This is a genomic window from Amycolatopsis sp. La24 (assembly GCF_029087445.1).
In the GTDB taxonomy this organism is placed as follows: domain Bacteria; phylum Actinomycetota; class Actinomycetes; order Mycobacteriales; family Pseudonocardiaceae; genus Amycolatopsis; species Amycolatopsis nivea.
The window spans coordinates 86,048-108,543 of record NZ_JARACH010000007.1; the positions used below are offsets into that span (position 1 = coordinate 86,048).

The 22,496-nt window shown below is 71.0% G+C and carries 13 protein-coding genes and 1 pseudogene; all 14 read right to left on the reverse strand.

The genetic code is table 11. The features are described 5' to 3' along the window. Positions 1 to 426 precede the first annotated feature (426 nt). Positions 427 to 1,428 (reverse strand): 3-deoxy-7-phosphoheptulonate synthase, encoded by a 1,002-nt coding sequence (locus PUT80_RS10730; protein WP_275291795.1) that lies wholly within the window; start codon positions 1,426 to 1,428, stop codon positions 427 to 429. Beyond that, on the reverse strand, positions 1,429 to 2,793 hold the full coding sequence (locus PUT80_RS10735; RefSeq protein WP_275291796.1) for a DHA2 family efflux MFS transporter permease subunit: 1,365 nt from the start codon (positions 2,791 to 2,793) through the stop codon (positions 1,429 to 1,431). Next, complete coding sequence (locus PUT80_RS10740) at positions 2,781 to 12,614, reverse strand: non-ribosomal peptide synthetase (RefSeq protein WP_275291797.1); 9,834 nt, start codon at positions 12,612 to 12,614, stop codon at positions 2,781 to 2,783. Before PUT80_RS10740 ends, PUT80_RS10735 begins: the two co-directional genes overlap by 13 nt. Positions 12,615 to 12,630: 16 nt before the next feature. Then, the gene (locus PUT80_RS10745; RefSeq protein WP_275291798.1) at positions 12,631 to 13,407 is read right to left on the reverse strand and encodes an ABC transporter ATP-binding protein; all 777 of its coding nucleotides are present in this window, start codon (positions 13,405 to 13,407) and stop codon (positions 12,631 to 12,633) included. After that, complete coding sequence (locus PUT80_RS10750) at positions 13,404 to 14,426, reverse strand: iron chelate uptake ABC transporter family permease subunit (protein WP_051729771.1); 1,023 nt, start codon at positions 14,424 to 14,426, stop codon at positions 13,404 to 13,406. The genes PUT80_RS10745 and PUT80_RS10750 overlap by 4 nt, the downstream gene beginning before the upstream one ends. Continuing rightward, complete coding sequence (locus tag PUT80_RS10755) at positions 14,423 to 15,406, reverse strand: iron ABC transporter permease (RefSeq protein WP_037819824.1); 984 nt, start codon at positions 15,404 to 15,406, stop codon at positions 14,423 to 14,425. Before PUT80_RS10755 ends, PUT80_RS10750 begins: the two co-directional genes overlap by 4 nt. Then, on the reverse strand, positions 15,403 to 16,404 hold the full coding sequence (locus tag PUT80_RS10760) for an ABC transporter substrate-binding protein (protein ID WP_275291799.1): 1,002 nt from the start codon (positions 16,402 to 16,404) through the stop codon (positions 15,403 to 15,405). The genes PUT80_RS10755 and PUT80_RS10760 overlap by 4 nt, the downstream gene beginning before the upstream one ends. A gap of 27 nt (positions 16,405 to 16,431) precedes the next feature. Beyond that, complete coding sequence (locus PUT80_RS10765; RefSeq protein ID WP_037819829.1) at positions 16,432 to 17,286, reverse strand: siderophore-interacting protein; 855 nt, start codon at positions 17,284 to 17,286, stop codon at positions 16,432 to 16,434. After that, a complete protein-coding gene (locus PUT80_RS10770; RefSeq protein ID WP_037819832.1) occupies positions 17,283 to 17,525 on the reverse strand; it encodes a phosphopantetheine-binding protein in 243 nt (80 codons plus the stop codon). The genes PUT80_RS10765 and PUT80_RS10770 overlap by 4 nt, the downstream gene beginning before the upstream one ends. Further along, positions 17,522 to 18,184: an isochorismatase family protein gene (locus PUT80_RS10775; RefSeq protein ID WP_275291800.1), complete on the reverse strand. Its 663-nt coding sequence runs from the start codon at positions 18,182 to 18,184 to the stop codon at positions 17,522 to 17,524. Before PUT80_RS10775 ends, PUT80_RS10770 begins: the two co-directional genes overlap by 4 nt. 3 nt (positions 18,185 to 18,187) lie before the next feature. Further along, entirely contained in the window at positions 18,188 to 19,789 is a 1,602-nt protein-coding gene (locus PUT80_RS10780; RefSeq protein ID WP_275291801.1) for an AMP-binding protein, read from the reverse strand. Further along, a complete protein-coding gene (locus PUT80_RS10785) occupies positions 19,786 to 21,159 on the reverse strand; it encodes an isochorismate synthase (RefSeq protein WP_275291802.1) in 1,374 nt (457 codons plus the stop codon). Before PUT80_RS10785 ends, PUT80_RS10780 begins: the two co-directional genes overlap by 4 nt. Positions 21,160 to 21,312: 153 nt before the next feature. After that, positions 21,313 to 22,056, reverse strand: a complete 744-nt coding sequence (locus PUT80_RS10790; RefSeq protein WP_275291860.1) for a 2,3-dihydro-2,3-dihydroxybenzoate dehydrogenase — start codon at positions 22,054 to 22,056, stop codon at positions 21,313 to 21,315. 261 nt (positions 22,057 to 22,317) lie between these two features. Next, positions 22,318 to 22,476 (reverse strand): annotated as a pseudogene (locus PUT80_RS46280) (SDR family NAD(P)-dependent oxidoreductase); the annotation flags it as partial. Positions 22,477 to 22,496: the final 20 nt, after the last annotated feature.

A 22,496-nucleotide genomic window follows, 5' to 3' on the forward strand; every position in this document is an offset into this window, starting at 1 on the left:
GCGGGCTTCCGCCGTGAACGAGCACGGGAGTCCGAAACAGACTGTCACTGCACAAGGGTGCGCGCCAGTGGCCGTGCATCCGGTGCGCGCAGAACATCGATGCGCAGCCGACGCCGCGCCGGCTCCGTCACCAACAAATCGCCGATGATGCCCCGCGGCCCGCCAATCGGCGTCCGTGTAGTACTCGTGAAACCCACTTGTGGCCGCGTTTGCCGGGTGCGAACGGGCCACAAGAAGATCACGACCACCTACGACGTGTACGGCCAGCTGCTCAAACAGGCCGAGGACCGGCTCGGTCGATCATTGACGACGCATTCTCCGCTGAGCTGTACCTAAACCGTGCCCGCGAGGCCAGCTAGCGTGCTCCCCCCAGGTCAGGGCGTTGCAGCCTCAAAGGAGCCCTTCACGGACCGCCCTCCGCGGCGATCAGACCCGTACTGCCCGATCGCGGGCGGCCAGAGCCAGCGTCTCCAGCAACGGCACCGTCCGCTCCCACCCGAGGCAAGCGTCCGTCCGGCTCACCGCGCGGTCGGCAGGCACCCGTTCCGAGTCCTGTGCCCCGTCCCGCAGATACGACTCGATCATCACCCCGGCCACCGCCGCGCCGTCGCGGACCTGCTCCGCCACGTCGGCCACCACGCCGGGCTGCCGGTTGTGGTCCTTCCCGCTGTTCCCGTGCGAGGCGTCGACCACCGCTCTTCGCGGCAAGCCCGCCTCCCCGAGCACCTTCATCGCCTCGGCGACCGACGCCGCGTCGTAATTCGGCGCCGGGCCGCCGCGCAGGACCAGGTGCGCGTCCGGATTTCCGCTGCTGCGCAAGGTTTTCATCCGCCCGTCGACGCCGAGTCCCGGGAACGCGTGCGCCGCCCCGGCCGCGCGGATCGCGTCCACCGCCGGTCCCAGCCGTCCGGACACGCAGTTCTTCATCCCGATCGGCATCGGCAGCCACGACGCCAGCTGCCGGTGCGGCTGGCTGGCGACCGTCCGCGCCCCGATCGCGCCCCAGCTCACCGTGTCCGCGACGTACGGCGCCAACACCGGATCCACGAACTCGTACGCCAGCGGCAACCCGGTCGAGGCCGCGTCGAGCAAGAACTGCCGTCCTAATCGGACCCCGGTGGCGAGATCGCCTTTGCCGTCCAGTGTCGGGTCCGGCAGGAAGCCGGTCCACCCGGTCACCGACCGCGGTTTCTCCAGATATGCCCGCAACACCACCACGAGATCGTCGGCGTACCGAGCTGACATACCAGCGAGCAGCTCCGCGTATTCCAGCGCCGCCGAGGGATCGTGCACCGAGCACGGACCCACTATCACCAGCAACCGCGGATCGCGCCGGTCCAGCACCGCCGAAACCGTTTCGCGGTGCCGGGCGATGTCCGGCGCGGCTCCCGCCGTCACCTCCACCGGGCTGGGCAACGTGTCCTGCATCTACCGGCTCCTTTCTTTGGGCAGCCTCGCCGCCCCGGCAACCGCCACCACGACCAGCCCGAGCACCCACCAGAACGTGTCCGCGAAGGCCGCCGCGACATCCGCGCCCCGTGCGGCCAGCCGGTTCTGCAACACCAGCGCGAGCACGGCGGTCCCGACCGAACCGCCCAGAGTGTTCAGCAAATTCAACGCACCAGCCGCTTTCGGCAGCTGGGTTTTCTCCAGGCTGCGATACACCAGCGCCAGCACCGGCGCACTGATCATCGCCGCCCCGAATCCGCGCAGCAACAAGGAAATGACCAACACGACATCAGGAAGTTCGGGACCCAGCTGCGTGAATGCCGCGGTTCCGAGCGCCACGAAGCCGATTCCGGACACCACCAGCGTCCGCGGTGCCAGCCGATCCACCAGGCGATGCACCAGCACCGACCCCGCGGCCGCACCGATTCCCTGTGGTACCAAAAGCAATCCGGTGTCCCACGCGCCCAATCCGGCACCGCGGCGCAGATACAACGGCAGCAGGAACATCGTCCCGAACACCGAAGCACCCAGCACGACCAGCGCCAGCGCCGCGGCTCCGAATGGTGGTCGCGTGAACAAACGCGGATCCAGCAATGGTGCCCGCACTCGCAATCCGTGCCGGACGAACGCGGCCAGCATCAGCAAACCCACCACGACCGCCGTGGCGGAAAGCCATTGCGGATATCCGTCGGAGAATCCGGTCAGCCCGAACACCACCGCGGCCAACCCCGGGGAAAGCAAAGCCGCGCCACGGAAATCGAACGGCTCTCGCGGGTCGGTCGGCTGGTCCGCTGCGACATACCGCAGCCCCAGCAGAACAGCGACGACGCCGACCGGCAGGTTGACGTAGAACAGCCACGGCCAGTCCGCGACGTCGAGAATCGCCCCGCTCGCCAGCGGGCCCAGCACCGGCGACAGCAACGGCACGACGCCGACGACGCTGATCAGCCGCCCGATCCGGTCCGGCCCCGCCGCCCGCGCCAGCAACGCCTGTCCGGTCGGCGGCAGCAACCCGCCTGCCAGCCCTTGCAGCACCCGGAACGCGACCAGCATCGGCAGCGAACCCGCCAGCCCGCACAACAGCGACGCCGCCACGAACACGACCACCGCGGTCAGCCAGGTCCGCCGCCCGCCGAACCGCGCGGCCAGCCAGCCGGACGCGGGCACGGCGGTCACCACCGCGAGCAGATACGCGGTGGTGACCCACTGGACCTCCGTGACGGACGCGTCGAACCGCTCCGCCAGCGTCTCCACGCCGACCGAGACGATCGTGCTGTCGAGCGTCGCCATGAACGTGCCCAGCACGAGCACGAACGCGGTCCGCCACAGGTTCAGCGCAGCCACTCGGCCGCGTCCTCGTCCAGCCGCGCCGGAAGCTCGCCGAGGAACCGCAGCAGGTCCGCGACCAGCGACTTGGCTTCCGCGGCCGAGAGAATCCCGTCCTGGTAACCGAAAATGCCGGACCAGCCGCCCGCGAGTTCGGGCACGACGGTGACCGTCATCGGGTAATGAGTGCGCTCGCGGAACCGGGTCCCGGTGATCGTCAGCCCGGGAGCCGGTTCACGCAGTTTCGCCGGGTCCACCGGGTAGTTCTCGAACACGACGAGGCTGTCGAACAACCGGTCCTGACCGGTCAAGGCAGCCAGCTCGGCCAGTCCGACGTGCTGGTGTGCGAGCAGTTCCTGTTGCCGGGCCTGGGTTTCCACCAGGGTCTCCCCCACGGTTCCGGCAAACCGCACCCGCACCGGAACCGTGTTGGCGAGCAGCCCGAGGATCTCCTCGACACCGTCCACTTCGGACGTCCGACCGGAAACCATCGCGCCGAAAGCAACATCGGCAACCCCAGCCCGAGCCGCGAGCACTGCAGCCCAAGCGCCCTGTAGCAACGTTCCCGCCGTGACCCCGTGTCGGGCACCGGCTTGCGTCAACGAAGCGACGAGCGCAGCGTCCACAGTGAACAGTTCCGGCTCGACCGCTGCGGGCTGCCCGGTCAGGAGTTTCCGCGACGGCAGATCAGCCAGTTCCGTCCGCCACGCGTGCCCGCTGACCGCGTGGTCGCGCGCCGCGAGCCACCGCGTGTACCGCGACACCGGCACCGCCTCCAGCAGCGGCTCGCCGGAGTACCCGGCGAACAACTCGGCCAGGATCCGCGGCGCCGACCAGCCGTCCGACAGCAGGTGATGGCTGGTGAGCACGAGTTCGTGCCGGTCCGGACCGTGCCGGAGCACGGTGACCCGCAGCAGCGGCCCCGCAGCGAGGTCGAACCGCTCGGCGAGGTCTTCCGCGAGCAGCTGCTCGACGTTCCCGGACACCTCGCGCACCCGGAAGCCGACCTGCGGTTCCGCAGGCAGTACCTGCATCTCGTGCCCGGCCGGGAAGACCGCGCCCAGGTTCGGATGCCGCCGCACCAGCGCGTTCGCCGCGGCCGCCAACGTGGTCAGGTCCAGCGCTCCGGCCAGCGAAAACGCCGCCTGCACCGGGTAGGGATCCTCTTCGGCAGCCCGCGATTCGCGCAGGATCAGCTCCTGCAGCGGCGTCAACGGCAGCAGCTCGCCAGCCGGTACCTCGGCGGCCAGCGCAGCGAGTTCCGCTTGGAACGCCGCTCCCAGCGCGGCTATCTCGTCCGCGCTGAACTCCGAGGACGGCCAGGTGAACCGCGCAGCCAGCCGGTCGTCGCGCACCATCGCGTTCACCATCAGCGCGTGCCCGAGCGGTCCTCCCGCGGAGCCGAGCGGATCGGCGTCCGGCGGACGCTGCCAGGGCGTCTCCGCTTGCGGCGCCGCCTCGAACCGGCCGAGGTAGTTCCAGCTGACCTCCGCTCCGGTCGAGGTTCCGCCGAGGATCCCGAACCCGAGTCCGTCGCCCGCGGCCCGGAGCTGGTCGCGGACCGCCGCGATCGCCGTCTCCCCAGCAGGCGGCGCGATCCGTGCCGGGTACATCGCGGTGAACCATCCGACCGTCCGGGACAGATCGACGGTTCCGGCGAAGTCCGGCGTGTGGTCCGGACGGCCGTGGCTCTCCAGCGCGACCAGCAGCTCCGAACCGCGCCAGGCACGGTAAGCCCGCGCGAACGCGGTGAGCAGCACGGCGTCCGGACCGGTCCGGTACGCGCCCGGCAACGTCGTCAGCACCGCCTGCGTGATCTCTTCCGGCACCTCGATCTCGTGGTGCCGCGCAGTCCCGCTGACCGGACGGGCCGTCGCCGCGATCCGTTGCCAGTGCGGGCTTTCCACCTGCCGCGCCAGTTTGGCCGCGACGAGCGCGCGTGCCCAGCCGAGGAACGACGGCCCGCGATCCGGCAGCTGGCGGCCGAGATACGCCTGCTCGAGGTCGTCGAGGAGGATCCGCCACGAGACCGCGTCCACCACGAGATGGTGCGCGACCAGCGCGAGCCGCCCCGGACGCGACGGACCGGCATCCACCCAGACCGCCCGCAGCATCGGCCCGGTTCGCGGGTCCATCGCAGAACGGACAGCCGCGATCTGCTCGTCCAGCAGCGCGCGAAGGTCCGCGTCCTCGCCCGCCGGGACCACCATCAGCACGTCCGCCCCGGTCACTGTGCCTGGTTCCGGAACGCGCAATACGTCGTCGGCCAAGTGCGACCGCAGCACGTCGTGTCGTTCGAGGACCGCGTCGAGCGCCGCCCGCCACTTCGGCACGTCACCGCCGGACGGCACGCACACTTCGACCCACTGACAGAAGCTGTCGGCGTCCGAGCCAGTGCGTTCCAGCAGCTGACGCATGATGGGCGTCAGCGGCGCGTCCCCGACCGCGGGCGTGAGATCCGGCGACACCACCACGGTTTCCGCGCTGCACCGCGCCGCGATCCCGGCGATCGTGCCGCCCTCGAAGACGTCCCGTGCGGTCAGGTGCAGGCCCTCGCGGCGAGCACGCGCGACCAGCCGGAGCGACGCGATACTGTCGCCGCCGGCGTCGAGGAACCCGTCGTCGATCGTGACGTCCGGGCCGAGCAGCTCCCGAACCACCTGCAGCAACACGGTTTCCGCTTCCGTCGCCGGTTGCCGCGCCGCGGCGATGTTGCGCGGACCGGGCGCGGGCAGCGCTGCCCGGTCGAGCTTGCCGCTGGGCCCGAGAGGCAGCCGTTCCAGCGAGAGCACCGCCGACGGCACCATGTGCGCGGGCAGTTCGGCGGACAGATACTCGCGCAGCGCAGCAGGATCCGGGTCCGCGCCGTCGACCGGCACGACATAGCCGACCAGCCGCCGGTCCCCCGGCCGGTCCTCGCGGACGAGCACGACCGCGGCGCGCACGTCCGGATGCCGCGCCAGAGCCGATTCGATCTCGCCCGGTTCGATCCGGAAGCCGCGCAGTTTGACCTGGTGGTCGGCACGGCCGAGGAACACCAGTTGCCCGTCCGGCCGCCAGCGGACGAGGTCGCCGGTGCGGTACATCCGGTCGCCGGGCGCGCCGAACGGGTCGGCGACGAACCGTTCGGCGGTCTGTCCTGGCCGGTTCACGTAGCCGCGGGCGAGCTTCGGCCCGGCGAGGTACAGCTCGCCAGTGACGCCGGTCCCGACCGGCCGCAGCCCCGCGTCCAGCACGTACGCCCGTACCTGCGGGTCCGGCCTTCCGATCGGCAGCGGACCTGGATCGTCGGCGGAGTACACCCAGGTCACGGAGTTGATGGTGACCTCGGTCGGGCCGTAGGCGTTGAACAGCGCGCGCCGGTCGCCCCAGCGGTGCGCCAGCTCCGGGTCGAGCCGTTCGGCGCCGACCACGAAGAACACTTCCGGGTCCACCGTCGAGTCGTCCGGCATCGCGGACAGGAACGACGGCAGCAGGTTCAGCCCGGTCACGCGGTGTTTGGCGGCGTAGGCGAGCAGATCGTCGCCGGACCCGCGGACCTCCTCCGGCGCGATCACCGAGGTGCCGCCGGACAGCAACGGCAGGAAGAACTGCCAGTAGGAGACGTCGAAACTCGTGGACGCGAAGTGCAGGTACCGCTCGCCGTGCCGGATGCCGACGATGTCCTCCTGCAGCGCGACGAGGCTCGGAATGCCGCGATGGGTGACCGCGACGCCCTTCGGCTTTCCGGTGGTGCCGGACGTGTAGATCACATACGCCAGCGAGTCCGGCGACGGAACGACGTCGTCCCAAGTAGACGGTCCATTGAGGACCCCTGGATCGATCACGGGGATGCCGAAGCCGGGATCCGAAGTAGACACCACCGCTGCGGGCGCGCTGTCTTTCACCAGATGTGCCAGGCGTTCCGCGGGGTACGTCGGGTCCATCGGCACGTGCACCGCACCGGCCTTGAGCACGCCGAACAGCGCAACCACCAGGTCGATGTCGCGTTCCAGCAGCACCGCGACCGGGTCCTGTTCCCGCACCCCGGCCGTGCGCAAGGCGTGCGCGAGCTGGTTCGCCTTCCGGTCCAATTCCGCGTAGGTCAGGCGGCGGTCTCGGCACACGACGGCTTCGGCGTCCGGAGTTTCCCGCACCCAGCGGGCGAATTCCTCCAGACAGGTACCGGCTTCCCGCCGCGGCTCAGGTCCGGTTCCTTGCCGCAGGAGGGCTGCTTCCTCTTCTGTGTGAAGGGAACGCAGCCGCGCGACCGGTTGCTGCGGGTCGGCCACGAGCTCGTGCAGCAGAGTCGTCAGCCAGCGGCCGTAGGCCTGCACAGTCGACTCGTCGAAGGCCTGCGGCTGGTAGCCGAGGCCGATCGAGATCTCGTCGCCCGGCAGCACGATCACGGTCAGCGGATAGTGCGTCGCGTCGGTGATGTCGACGCCGGCGAGGTCGAGCCCAGGCGCGAGCGGTTCGCGTTCCCGGCTGGAGAGCGGGAAGTTCTCCATGACCAGCATCGTGTCGAACAGATCGCCGACGCCCGCCGCGCGCTGGATGTCCGGCAGCCCGAGGTGATGGTGGTCGGTGAGCCGCGCGTTCTCGTCCTGCACCCGCGTCAGCACCGCCGACGCCGGATCCGACGGGGCGAACGCCACGCGCACCGGGATGGTCGTGCCGAGCTGGCCGATCATCGCTTCCACGCCCGGAACGTCGGACGGACGACCGGACACCGGGCAGCCGAACACCACGTCCTGGCGTCCGGTGAGCCGCGCCAGCAGCACGCCCCACGCGGTCTGGAACACCGCTGTCGGGGTCACGCCGCGTTCCCGCGCGAAGCCGCGCAGCCGCTCGCTGAACTCGGCGCCGAGCCCGACCCAGATCCGTTGTGGACGGTCCGAAGCGGACTCCGCGGTCGCCGGGGCGAGCCGCGTTCCTTCTTCCAACCCGGCCAACGCGGTCTGCCAGGCCTCGACCGCCGCGTCGTGATCGCGAGCGGCCAGCACCCGGTGGTACTCGGCGAGCGGCGGCGCGATCGGAGCGGCCGGCCCGCCGTCGAGTTCGGCGTAAGTGGCCAGCAGGGCGCGGCCGACTAGCGGCATCGACCAGCCGTCGAGCAGCGCGTGATGGATCGTCAGCACCAGCCGATGGTCGGCCGGGCCGAGGGTGAGCAGCAGGAACCGGATCAGCGGCGGTACCGCCGGGTCGAACGGCCGGGCCAGCTCGGCCGCGCATTCGTCCTCGGCGCTCTCCGGATGCTCGACGTGCCGCCAGCCCAGGTGCACGTCGGCAGGCACGACCTGCACGACCTCGCCCGCCGCTGTCGTGTGCAGGTGGACGCGCAGCGCCGGATGCCGTCGCAGCAGCTCCGCGGCGGCGGCTCGCATCCGTTCCGGAGCAAGCCGTCCTTCGAGGTGGGTCACCGCTTGCACGGTGTAGACGTCGGGCCCGCCCCGCGTCAGCGTGTGGAACGACAGCCCGGCCTGCAGGGGCGTCGCGGGCAGGACGTCGGCGACCGGGCCCTGCTGTTCAAGCGCGTCGATATCGTGCTGGGTGAGCGTGACGAGCGGAAGGTCCGACGGAGTGAGCCCGCCGGTGTTCTCCCGCGCGTGCGCCGCCAACGCGGCCAGCGCGGTCGACCAGGCTTCCTGGAGGCGTTCGACCTCTTCCGGCGGCAGAACCCGGCTCGCGGCGGTCCATTCGACGGCGATCCGCGGCACGCCTTCCTCGCGGACGAAGCAGTTCAGCGCCAGGACCTGCTCCAACGCCTTGGCGGGCGGCTCGATCACGGCGAACGGATCCTCGTCCGGCAGCTGCCAGCCGCCGGACAGCGGAGTGAACCGGCCGAGATAGTTGAGCAGAACGTCCGGCATCTCCCGCGCGAACCCGGCACCCGGGTCCAGGTACCGCAGGATGCCGAACCCGATCCCGCCGTCCGGCACCGCGCGCCGCGCTTCCTTGACCGCGCGCAGCAACCGATCAAGCGTGTCCACACCGGACAGTTCAATGTGGACCGGGTATTCGGCGGTGAACCAGCCGACGGTCCGCGCGAGGTCCAGCCCTTCGCGGCCGTGGCCCTCCATCGTGACAGTGAGCGCGTCTTCGTCGCCGCGCAGGGTCAGCACGAGCGCGGCGAGCAGCACCTCGTCGACACCCGCACGGTAGGCGGCGGGCAGCGTCGTGAGAATCGCCGCGCTTTCCTCTTCGGTGGCGACGGTGACCGAACGATGCGCGGTAGCAACGGTATCGCGCGTCGGGTCGAGCTTGCTCTTCCGCGTCGACCGCCAGTAGTCGAGTTCGCCGCGCCGCGCACCACTCGCCCCTTGTTCGGCGAGCGTCAACGCGTGTCGTCGCCAGGAATTGCGCACGGGTTCGAGCACTCCGCCCTCGCACGCCGTCTGCAGATCAGGCAGCAGGATGCGCCATGAAACCCCGTCGATCGCCAGGTGATGCACGACGATCACCAGCTGGTCCCCCACCAGCGCGACGCGCAGCATCTCCCCGGCGCGCGGGTCCAATTCGGACGCCAGCCGTTCGGCTACTTCAGCCGGACTCCCTGTCGCCTCGCTGACCGACGCCGAGACTGCGCCCCGCGACCGGATCACCAACGAGCCATCGGGTTCGACACGAAGCCGCAACACGTCGTGGTGGTCAAGAATCGCCTGAACGCCTTCGCGCAGCCCCGGCACCGGACCGTCCACCCGGAGCACTGTCCACTGTGCATAGCCGACAATCGCGTCCAGGTCCGGATTCAGGTCGAACAACGTCCGCACGATCGGCGGCACCGGAACCTCGCCGATCGGCTCGTCCGGCTCACTGTCCGGTTCGGACAGATCCCGGCTCGCCGCCGCCAACGCCGCGAAACTGCGCCGCGCCAGCAGATCCCGCGGGCGAAGGTCCAGCCCGTGCGCCCGCAACCGGCTGCTCACGCTGATCGCGGTGATGCTGTCGCCGCCGAGGGCGAAGAAATCGTCGTCGACCGCGACCCGCTCCACGCCGATCACCTCGGCGATCGCCGCGCACAGCAACCGTTCCCGCTCGGTCCGCGGTTCCCGTCCGCCCTCAGCCGCCGCAGGCGCGGGCAGCGCGGCCCGGTCGAGTTTTCCGTTGCTGGTCACCGGAAGTTCGTCCAGCACCACGACCGCGGCCGGAACCATCGCCTCCGGCAACCGCTCCGCGAGCGTCGCCCGAACGTCCTCCGCAACCAGCCCTGAGCCGACGACATACCCGACCAGCCGGGGTCCGCGCACCGCAGCCGCGGCCGCCCGCACGCCGGGAACCGCGCCGAGCGCGCCCTCGACCTCGCCCAATTCCACGCGGTGGCCGCGAATCTTGACCTGGCCGTCGCGCCGCCCCAGATACTCCAGCCCCCGGCCCGGCACCCAGCGCACGACGTCGCCGGTGCGGTACATCCGTTCCCCCAGCGGCCCGAACGGATCGGCGACGAACCGCTCCGCCGTCCCGCCCGGACGACCGAGATAACCACGCGCCAGATGCGGTCCGGCCAGGTACAACTCGCCGCGACTGCCCGGCAGCACCGGCCGCAGCGCGGCATCGAGCACGTACGCCCGCGTCCCGGGCACCGCGAACCCGATCACCGGCTCGTCCCCGGTGATCGGCGCGCTGGCACCGTCCACAGTGGTCTCAGTCGGGCCGTAGATGTTGCGCGCGCGGATTCCGGACGAAGCGACCCGCTGCCACAACGCCGGTGACGTCGCCTCGCCGCCGAGCACCAGCAACGCCGGGTCGAGCGACCCCGCGTCCAGCAACGGAGCCGCCATCGACGGCGTCGTGTCGATGACGTCGATCTGGTCGCGCACGAAAGCGGCGTGCAGCGCATCGACGTCGCGCGCGGTTTCCGTGTCGTAGACGTGCAATTCGTGCCCGCACAGCATCCACAGCAGCTGCTCGATCGCCGAGTCGAAGGCGAAGGAGTACGTGTGCGCGACGCGGAGCCGACGCCCCTGCGCGGTCTCGGCCACCGTGGTCGCGCGATGGTTCCGAAGCAACGTCTCCAGCCCGCCGGACCGGACCAGCACGCCCTTCGGCTGCCCCGTGGAACCCGAGGTGAAGATGACGTACGCGAGGCTTTCCGGATGCCGGTCTACCTGCTCCCCCACCGCCGAGTACCCGGCGATTTCCTCCCGTACCGCCGGATCGTCCAGCCGCAGCTGCGGCACGTCCGGCAGCAGATCCGAATCCGTCACGGCGAGCTTCGGGGTCACCTCGGCGACCAGCGAGCACAGCCGTTCCGCCGGATGCGCCAGGTCCAGGGGCAGGAACGCCGCCCCCGCGTCGAGCACCGCCAGCAGCGCCACCACCAGATCGACCGACCGCGGCAACGCCAGCGCCACCACGTCGTCCGCTCCGACGCCCCGCGCCCGCAACGCCCGCGCCAGCCGGTGCACCCGGTCCCGCACCTCGTCGCCGGTGAGCCGCTCGTCCCCGCAGACCAGCGCGGTCTGCCCGCCGAGCCCGTCCAGGAACCCTTCTCCGGTCGGGGAAACCGCGGGAGTCGACCATTCGGCCAGCAACGCGTCGACGTCCGGCACCAGGTCCACCCCGCCGACCACCGGCGCGTCCGCACTCGTGAACGCGGAGATCAGCGCCTTCAACGCGGTGAGCTGCGCGTCGACGCCAGCCTGGTCCTGCGAACGCGCGTCGACCTCGAAACCCAGCAGCAGCCCGCCGCCAGCGGTCGGGAGCACGCTGAGCCCCATGTCCTCCGGCGGCCCGCCCGCGACGTTCCGCATCGTCCCGCGCGCCTCGCCGAACGCCAGCTCCAGGTCGAATGCCTTGAGGTTGATCCCGCGGCCGTGCAGCAGCGCACCCGCGCCGGGCACCGCCAGATCCTGCGGCAGGTTCTCGCCCCGGTACCGCTGGTGCGCGCGCATTTCCCACAACGCCTGCGCGACCCGCGCGGTCAGCTCCTCCGGACGGTCGCCCGGCTGCACACGCACCCGCAACGGCAGCACGTTGACCGCCATCGCCGGGGTCCGCAACGCCGCGCCGACCCGGCACATCAACGGCACCGCGAACACGACGTCCGCCGTTCCGAGCACTCGGTGCAGGAACGCCGCGTAACACGCGATCAGCGCGTCGCCCCAGGTCGTCCCCGCGCGCTTCCCCAGTTCGCCCAGCCCGGCGACCTCGTCCGCGGTGAGTTCGGCACGCGCGGTGAACGTGGCCTCCGGCAGCCCGGCAGCGCTCGCGTCGTCGGCCAGCTCCGGCATCGGCGTGAACCGATCGCACCAGTACGCGCGGTCCTTCGCGAACCGTTCGCTCATCCGGTACTCGCGGTCGGCTTCGACGAGATCGGCGAACCGGCCGAACGTGGACGGCGGCACCTCTTCGCCCCGCACCGCCGCGGTGTACCGGGCAGCGGTGCGCCGGGCGAGCATCGCCGCGGTGTAGCCGTCGAACACCAGGTGGTGGCCGAGCTGGGTGAACCACACTTCGGTGTCGGAAAGCCGGAGGATCACGTGCGAGAACAACGCCCGGTCCAGCATCCCGCGGCACGCCTCGGCCACCCGCTGCCGCTCCGCCGTGACCCGCGCGTGCGCCGCGGTGAGCGGATCCGGTTCCCCTCGCAGGTCAACGACTTCCGGCGACGGCACCGGCTCAGCGGACACGGTTTGCCGCGGCCCGTCCCGGGTGTCGTGCACCCGCAACCGCAGGCTTTCGGCCTCCTCGGCGGTCGCCCGGATCGCCTCGGCCAGCGCCGCGAGGTCGACCGGCGTGCCGGAGATTTCCACGACGTCGCCCACGACGTAATACGGCGAATCCGGTTCCAGCCGCTGCGCGTTCCAGATGCCCAGCTGGGCGCTGGTCAGCTCGAGAGCGGCGAGTGCGGTGCTCAACTGGTGACTCCCGGGGTCAGAGCGACGGCACGACCATCGGCGTGCCGGTGACCGGATCGGGCACCACGACGCTCGGCAGGTCGAAGACTTCCTTGATCAGCGCGGCGTCCACGACGTCGCCGGGCTCGCCCTCGGCCACGACCCGGCCGTCGCGCATGGCGACGACGTGGTCGGCGTAGCGGCAGGCCTGGTTGATGTCGTGCAGCACCGCGATCACCGTGCGGCCCTCGTCGCGCAGCCGCTTCAGCAGCTCCAGCACCTGGTACTGGTGCGCGATGTCGAGGAACGACGTCGGTTCGTCGAGCAGCAGGTACGGCGTGCGCTGCGCGAGCACGACCGCGATCCACACGCGCTGCCGCTGCCCGCCGGACAGCTCCTGCACCGGACGGTCGGCCAGCCCGGCGACGCCGGCCGCGGTCATCGCGCCGACCACCGCGGTCTCGTCCTCCTCGGACCACGACGACAGCAGGGACTGGTGCGGGAACCGGCCGCGCGCGACCAGCTGCCGGACGCGGACGTCCTCCGGCGCGGACGGATCCTGCGGCAGGAAGCCGAGTTCCCGCGCCAGCGCCTTGGCCGGATACGCCCCGACCTCGCGGCCGTCGAAGGTCACGCCGCCGTCGGACGGGCGGAGCAGCCGGACGAACGCGCGCAGCAATGTCGATTTGCCGCACGCGTTCGAGCCGACCACCGCGGTGAACGCGCGGTCGGGAACGTCGAGCTGCAACTGCGTCGACACGACGCGGTCGCCGTAGCGCAGGGTGAGGTCCCGCGCGGTCAAGCGGGCGGTCACTTCCGCCGCACCTCCTTGGTGAGCAGCCAGATCAGGTAGCAGCCGCCGATCGCCGTGCTGACCACGCCGACCGGGAGCGAGACCGGGGCGAGCAGCATTTGCGCGACGAGGTCGGCGCCGGCCAGCAGCAGCGCACCGGTCAGCGCCGCGGGCAGCAGCGGAATGCCGGGTGCGCGGGCGAGCCTGCGGCCGATCTGCGGCGCGGCGAGCGCGACGAAGGCGATCGGCCCGGCTACCGCGGTGACCGTCGCCGTGCAGGCGACGCCGATCACGACCAGCTGCAGCCGCAGGGATTCGTGCCGGACGCCGGTCGTCACCGCGAGTTCCGTGCCGAGCGCCGCCTGGTGCAGCGCGGGCGCGCGGGTCAGCAGCACCGCGAACAGCACAGCCAGCACCCCGAACGGCACCGCGACGTCGCTCCAGCCGATGCCGTTGAGCGAACCGGCGCTCCAGCCGACCGCGGCGATCGCCACTTCGAGGTCGGCGCGCAGCACGATCCACGAGTTCAACGCGGTCAGCATCGCGTTGATCGCGATCCCGATGACGATCAGCCGCAAGCCGGACCGGCTGCCGCCCATCGAAAGCAGATAGACCGCCGCCGCGGTGATCAGCCCGCCGACCACCGACGCGAATGTCAGCTGCGTCGACGACCCGGACAGCACGGTCATCGCGATCAGCGCGCCGGTGTAAGCACCGGAGTCGAGGCCGATCACGTCCGGGCTGCCGAGCGGATTCCGCGTGACGTTCTGGAAAATCGCCCCGGCCAGCCCGAGCGCGGCCCCGAACACCAGCCCGGCCGCCACGCGCGGCAACCGCCATTCGCGGATCACCACGCCCGGTCCGCCGCCGGACCCGCCGAGCGCGGCGAACACCCGCGCCGGGCTCGCCCAGGCCGCGCCGTAGCAAAGCCCCAGCAACGCGAGCCCGGCGAGAACGACGCCGAGCACGGCGACGAGAACGACCGTCCGACGCTCGACCCGCAACGAAATCCGCCCTCGGCGGAACACGAACGCGGTCATAACGCGGCCGTCCCGTACTTGCGGACCGCCCAGATCAGCACCGGACCGCCGACGAACGCCGTCACGATCGCGACCGGCACCTCGCCGGTCGGCAGCAGCACGCGCGAGCCGATGTCCGACACCAGCAGCAGAATCGGGCCGAGCACCACCGCGAACGCGGTCAGCCACGGCACCGACGCACCCGCCGCTCGGCGCGCGAGATGCGGCACGATCAGTCCGACGAACAGAATCGGCCCGGCCACCGCAGTCGCCGCTCCGGCCAGCAGGGTGATCAGCAACAGTGTCACCGCACGGATCCGGGCGACGCGCGCGCCGAGAGTGTGCGCGACGGTGTCGCCCAGCGCGAGCGCGTTCAGCTGACGGCTCAGCAGAAACGCAGCGACCACACTCACCGCGATGACGATCAACGGAACCGTCAGCGGAGCTTGTTCCCGTCCGGCCAGCGAGCCGACCGCCCAGAACCGGTACCGGTCGAAGGTGTCCGGCAGCAGCAACCGCAGCCCGAGCGAAACGCCGCTGAGCACGAACGTCAGCGCGGTGCCGGTCAGCACCATCCGCAACGGCGACCGCCGGCCGACCGCGTAGACCAGCAGGGTCGCCAGCACCGCGCCGAGCACCGCGAACAGCAGCTCCCCCGACGCGGAAACGGCGATGCCGAGCGCGGAACCGATCGTGATGGCGAACCCGGCCCCGGCCGTCACGCCGAGCACACCAGGTTCGGCGAGCGGATTGCGCGACAGCACTTGGACGAGCACCCCGGCCACCGCCAGCGCAGCGCCGACGCCGACCGCCAGCAGCGCACGCGGCGCGCGGACGTCGCGCACCACCGCCTGATCCGCCGGATCGCCGTGCCCGAAGATGGCCTGGAGCACCTCCGCCGGCGCGATGCCGTGCGCGCCGACGCCCACGCTGACCACGGCCACCGCCGCCAGCAGGACGACGGCGGCGGCCAGCAGCGCGGTCCGGCTGCGCGCGGTCACTTCTTCAGCAGCGGCGCGAACGCCTGGTCCACCGCGTCCAGCGTCTTCATCGCCGCCCGGTAGGTGGCCGCTTCGGTGTAGCGGAAGGCGAAGGTCTTGCCCGCCTTCACTGCGGGAAGTTCCTTCCACAGCGGCGAATCGAGCACGTACTTCACCGCGGGCGGCACCGAGCCGTCCGGCTTCACCGAGTAGGTGATCGCGTCCGCCTGCGCGAACGCGGTCGGCAGCTCCTCGATCGACGGGTACTCGCTGACGTCCTTCGAACCGCCGCCCTTGACCTTCACCTGGCCGAAGTAGTTCGCGCCGATGTCCTGCGCGACGTTGGTGCCCCAGGAATCCTTGAACTCGCGCTGGAAGTTGCCCTTCGCGACTTCGCCGTACGCGCCGACGTGCCCCAGTTTCAGCTGCGGCAGCACGGCTTTGTACTTGTCCGCGAGCTGCTTCGCCTTCACCTCGTACTCCTGGCGCGCGGCGTCGAACCCGGCCAGCGCGCCGGCCGCGTCGGACTGCTTGCGCGAAAGCTCCCGCCACGCCGACGGCACCGACGGGCCGATCGCCACGACCGGCGCGATCTCCTGCAGCCGCTTGACGTCGATGTCCGCGAGCACCGGCTTCGGCACGCCGATCACGATCAGGTCCGGATCGGCCTGCGCGATCGCCTCGTAGTTCGTCTCGGCGGCCTGCTCGCCCGCGACCTTCGGCAGCTCGTCGTACTTCTTGCGGTCCTCGGTCGTCATCATCGGAAGGCCGCGCTTCCACGTCGAAATCCCGACGAGCGGCGCCTTCGCCTCGAGCAGCGCCGGAACCGCGTAACCGGTCGCGATCACGCGCTTCGGCTTGACCGGGATCTTGATCTCGCCGTTGTCAGCGGCGAACACGCGGGTCGGGGCGTCGCTCCCGCTGCTGCTCTGCGCGTCGCCGGAACCGCAGCCGGCGACGACGGTGAGGGCGACCGCGAGCGCGGCGGCAGCGAGACGGGTCTTTCTGGTGACGGTCATGCGAGGGTCCTTGCTGTTGCTGATGAATCAGTGGTCGTGCTCGTCGTCGAAGTCCGCGACGCCGCGTTTCCAGTAGCCGGTCACGTCGTAGTCCTCGCGGGCGAGCCCGAGGTCGTCGCGCAGCCAGCGGCGCAGCGGCTTGATCGCGCCCGCCTCCCCGGCGATCCACGCGTAAAGCCGTTCGCCTTCCGGCACTTTGACTTCGCGCACGGCGTCGGCGAGCAGCTCGACGCTGCCCGGTGCGGCGGTTCCGCGGTGCAGCCAATGGACTTCGACGCCGTCCGGCGCGTCGAGGTCGATCTGCTCGCTCGCGTCGGCGACCTCGGCGAACGCCCAGCCCGCAGCGGTCCGCGGCAGTTCCTCCAGCCAGCGCGCGAGGGCGGGCAGCGCCGTGATGTCGCCGGCGAGCAGGTAGCGGTCGTAGTTGTGCGGCACGATCAGCCCGCCCGGCGGACCGGCGACGTGCACGGTCTCGCCCGGCCGCACCGCGCGCGCCCAGTCCGAGCCGAGACCGCCGTCGTGCAGGGCGACGTCGAGGTCCAGCTCACCGGACGCCGGGTCGTAGCGGCGGACGGTGTACTCGCGCGAGACCGGCGACGGCTTCGGCCAGCGGAGCATGTCGCCGTTCGCCTCCGGCAGCCGCAGCTCGCCGTCGGCGTCCGGGAAAAGGATCTTCACATGCTCGTCCGGCGAATGCGCCTCGAACCCGGCCGTGCCCGGCCCGCCGAGGGTGACGCGCAGCAGTCCCGCGCCGACCGCGCTGGTCCGCACGACCTCCGCGCGCCGGATCCGGATGGGGTACGGCACTTTCTCGGCCTGCCGCCCCGCGCGGACCTCCGCGATCCGGGCGGTGTGGCGGTGCCGGTGCGTATCCCGGCTCACTGCGAGCCGCCGGTGAGCAGCTTCGTCCAGTGCCCGAGCCGCGGGTCCTCGGCGAGGTCGGCGAACTCCAGCTGGGGAGCGCCCGCGCCGCGCCACTTCTCGACCAGGCTCATGATCCGCATCGAATCGAGGCCCAGGTCGGCGAGATCGGTGTCCGGGGTCAGCTCGCCGAGGCCGCAGCCGAGCAGTTCGGCGACGTCGGCGTTGACCTGCTCGGCAGTCAGTCCGGGGGTGCTCATCGAGGTGCTCCTGCGGGAATCGGCGCCGACAGCGCGGCGAGCGCGTCGGCGGTGGTGGTGACGACGCCGCAGCGTTGCGCGACGTACTCGCACGCCTGGTCGTGCCGGGAGCGGTCGAAGTCCGCGACCGCGTCGCTGATCAGGAACGGCCGGACGTCGCGCATGAACGCCTCGACCGCCGTCGTCTGGCAGCCGATGTGCGCGTACACGCCGGTGATCAGCAACTGGTCGCGGTCGCCGAGCTGCTCGCGGAAAGTGCTGCGCTGGAACGCGCTGTAGCGCCACTTGTCCAGCACGGCGTCGCCCGGCCGCGGAGCCAACTCGTCGACGATGTCCGCCGCGCGCGGGTCGTCGTCGATCACCGCGCCGATGCCGTCGCCCCAGAACTCGGTGAGCAGCCCCCGATCGGCGGCGGGCTGCTTGCCCGGCTGCGCGGTGTAGAACACCGGCATGCCGTAGCTGCGCGCCTTCTCGGCGAGCTCCGCGATGTTCGCCACCATCTCCGGAATCGGCGAACCCTCGTACGGGGCAAGGAAATACCGCTGGACGTCGTGCACGAGCAAAGCCGCCCGCGCCGGGTCGGGCCGCCACCCGACCCGCCCTGCGGGCAGGTCCGCCGCCGTCGGCAGCGGGTACGCCCGGATTCTCGGCAGGGACACGCTTCACCTCTCCTTCGCCAGGGCGGCCAGCGCCGCCCGCAGTTCGCGTTTGCTGGTCTTGCCCACGCCGGTGACCGGGAACTCCCCGACCACCTCCACCAGATCGGGCACCTTGAACGCGGCCACCCCGCGCCCGCGCACGAACCGGCGCAGTTCCGCCGCGCTGGGCTGCTCCCCGTCCGCCGGAACGACGTACGCACAGGTCCGCTCGCCGAGGTACTCGTCCGGCACCGCGACGACGGCGGCGTCGAGCACGCCCGGATGCGCCATCAGATGGTTCTCGACCTCTTCCGCCGCGACTTTTTCGCCGCCTCGGTTGATCTGTTCCTTCGCCCGCCCGACGACCTCGAGATGCCCGGATTCCTTTTGCCGCACCAAATCGCCGGTGCGGTAAAACCCGTCCTCGGTAAACGCGGTCTTGTTGTGCTCAGCGGCGCTGTAGTACCCGCGAATCGTGTACGGCCCGCGCGTAAGCAACGCACCGATTTCGCCCGGCTCGACAAGATCGTCCGACTTCGCCAGCGGATCGTCCGGATTCACGACCCGCACCTCGTCGTCCGGCGAAATCGGCCGCCCCTGGGTGCTGAGCACGAGGTCCGCCGGATCGTCCAGCCGGGTGTAGCAAACGAGCCCCTCCGCCATGCCGAACACCTGCTGCAGCCGGCACCCCAGCGCCGGACCGATGCGTTCCGCGAGCTCCCGGCCGCACTTCGCCCCGCCGACCAGCAGAACGTCCAAAGAGGACAGATCCCGCTCGGTCCGCGCCGCCGCCTGCACCCAAGCCGCCGCCAACGGCGGAACGACCCCGCTGATCGTGACACCCTCAGCTTCAATCAACCGAAACGCGGTATCAGCGTCCGGCCGCGGCGCCATCACCGTGGCCGCCCCCGCATGCAGCGCACCGAGCAACCCAGGTGAGCTGAGCGGAAAATTATGCGCGACAGGCAACGCCGCGAGATACACGCTTTCCTTCTTGAGCCCGCAAATCCGCGCACTCTCCCGCACGCTGTACAGATAATCGTCGTGCGTCCGCGGAATCAGCTTGGGCAACCCAGTGCTTCCACCGGACAGCTGCAGAAACGCCATCCCCTCCGAATCCGGCTCCGGCAACTCCCGCGGCGCGGTCTCCGCCAACGCCGCGAATTCCGGTTCCCCGACGACGAAGACTTTCCGCTGCTGCTGCGCGACCTCCCGCGCCATCTTCGCGTGATCATGCCCAGCATGCTCGCCGACGGTAAGGATCGCTTTCGCGTCGCTCTGCTCGGCGAAGTGCCGCAACTCGCTGTCCCGATGCGCAGGCAACGCGAACACCGGAACCGCCCCGGCCCGCCACAAGCCGAAGACGACCGACACGAACTCCGGAATATTCGGCAACTGCACGACGACCCGATCGCCCTGCCCGATCCCGCTCGCGACAAACCCTGCGGCCAGCCGATGCGCCCGCTCGTCCACCTCGGCGAACGTCCAGCGCTGCCCTTCCCCGACCACCGCCGTGCGGTCCGCGTACGCCTCCTTGAGCGAGGTGAGCAAGGCTCCGAATGTTTGCCCGCGCCAGTACCCACTGGCCCGGTACTGCGCTGCGGTTTCCTCTGGCCACAAGCTCACGCGACCCCCTCCGCACCGAGCGCACGCAGCAGCGTCCCGAACTTCGCACTGGTCTCCGCCAATTCCGCCGCCGGATCAGACCCGGCGACGACCCCCGCCCCCGCGAACAACCGCGCGGTCTTGTCGGACACCTCGGCACACCGGATCGTGACGACCCATTCGCCGTCCCCCGCGAGATCGGTCCACCCGACCAGTCCCGCGTAATACCCGCGATCCTCCGGCTCGAGCCGCGCGATCGTGTCGCGCGCCAGATCGACCGGCACCCCGCACACCGCAGGCGTCGGATGCAACGCCTCAGCCAACTCCAACGACGACGGCCCACCCGCCCCCACGCGCCCGGTGATCCGGGTCGAAAGGTGCCACATCGTAGGCGTGCCAATCACTTCCGGCTCTTCCGGAACGTCCAGCTCGGTGCAGTAGCGCCCCAACACCTCCGCCACCTGCGCGGCGACGAGGGCATGCTCATTGAGGTCCTTTTCGGACACTCGCAGTTCCGCAATCGCCTGCGCGTCCTGCGCCGGATCCCCCGTCCGCCGCCGCGACCCGGCAAGCGGATTCGCGGTCACGACATTCCCCTTGCGAGACACCAGCAACTCCGGACTGGCCCCGACGAGCGTCCGCGGCGCCGGATCCCCAGGCGCACTGACGTCGACAGCAAAGGCATGCGCCGCAGGATCCGCCACGACGAGGTTACGGAGGAGTTTTCGCACGGATACCCCTTGCCCGCCCACGAGATCCAGCGCCCGGGCGAGGACGACCTTGCGAAGTTCCCCGTCACCGATGAGATCGACCGCCCGACGGACACTTTCGGCATAAACCTCGGGCGCCGGCTGCGGGATTACGGTCCAGGAGGTGGTGGCATCGATGCCGTCGACGCCTGAACCGCTACGGGACCCGGCGACGGCCGCACTCTGGTTCCCACCAGGCTCCACTGCGGTGCCCGCGAACTGCGAAAGCCCGCCTGCGTTCCCGCCGGACTCGGCCGCCAGTGAACACTCACCCGCGTCCCCGCCGGACTCCGCCGCATCGCCCACGACCTGCGAACTTTCCCCCATTCGCAGGCCGCCGTCGCCCGGCATCTCGGCCCGCCGCACCACCGCGGGCACGATCAAGCTGCTCCCGGAGTCCGGCCGGAACCCGATCGCCCCCACCACGACCGGATTCGCGACCCCTGCCAGCACCGCGGCTTCCAACGCCTCGGCAGCCGCCGCGGCCCGGTTGCCCGTCGTGCCGCGGACGTGCGAATGCACCCCGTCGGCGAGCAGCACCCCACGGGCCGACGAGTAGTAGAACGACCCCGGCAGGTACGCGGCCAGGAGATCCGCCGCCCGGTGGACCGGCCGCGGACGGGCCGGAGCAGGTGAGGACACGAGGTGAATTCCCTTTCGCACACGCGCAGGCGGCCGAGCCGCCCCGTCCGTTCCTCGCACAAGGTCCGAACCTTGACTGTTCGGTTAGCCTAACCTAATGGACAGTAACGTATCCGGACGAAAAGGAAAAGCCGCCCGGCGGGTCGACCCGGGTCACGCGCGAAGCGTGGCCCCGCCGTCGACGTAGAGGTTCTGCATGGTGATATGCCGGGCCCGGTCGGACGCGAGGAACAGCACCGCGTCCGCGATGTCGGCGGGATCGGCGATCCGCCCGAGCGGAATCCCGACACGGAACTGCTCCGGATTCCCTGCGATAACCCGGTCTTCGCCGGAGTCGTCCGTCCACAGTAGACGTTGCATGTCGGTGTCCGTCGACCCCGGCGAGACGATGTTGCACCGGATCCCCGACCCGGCGAGCTCCAGCCCGAGACAGCGGGTGAGCATGGTCGCCGCGGCCTTCGAAGCCGCGTAAGCAGCCATCCCGGTCCGCGGGACACCGGCAGCGTTCGACCCGACGGTGACCAGCGCCCCGCTCCCCCGCGGCTGCATCCGCCGGGAGATCTCGCGCAGCACAGTGAAAACCCCGGTCGAGTTGACCGCGAAGGTCGCCGCCCAGTCCTCGTCGCTGGTCTCCCCCACCGACCCGGGCCGCAGCACCCCCGCGACCGACACCCCGATCCCGATCGGCCCCAACTCCCGCTCGACGTCCGCCACGACCCGCGCGACCGCCGCCGGATCCCCGACATCCGCCACGAACGGCACCACGTGCCCACCGGCCGACGGCTGGACGTCAACCGGCCGCCCGGCGTCGCCAGCCGCGTGAGCCCGCGCCGCATCAACGCCGTCGGCTACCAGCGCAGCGACCGCCTCCGCTGCCCCATCAGCAGAAGTCGGCACTACACCGCTCGACAAATCCTCTTCAGTCGCAACCCCGGAAGGCCGTGCGTCGTCAGCACCCGCCGCCGCAGAACTCCCGGCGACATCGCCACCCGCGAGTGCCCCCACCGGGACACCCTGAGAAAGTCGCTCGCCAGCACGCGTCCCGGACGCTTCCACCGCAACAGAACCCCGCGCAGCATCTTCACTGGCACCGGCGTCCGAAGCACCTCGGACGTCCACCCGGCCCAGCCCCGCGCCGTAGTCCCGCGCCGCGACCTCCCGCAACCCCTCCTCGTCGATGTCCACCGCGGCCACCACGGCACCGGCCCGGGCGAGCGCCTCCACGACGGCCGCCCCGATCCCGCGCGCACCGCCGGTCACCAGCGCGATCCGCCCTTCGATCCCGGCTCCCGCGTCCCGCGTCACCGCGCACCTCACCCTCCGTCGCCGACTGATTA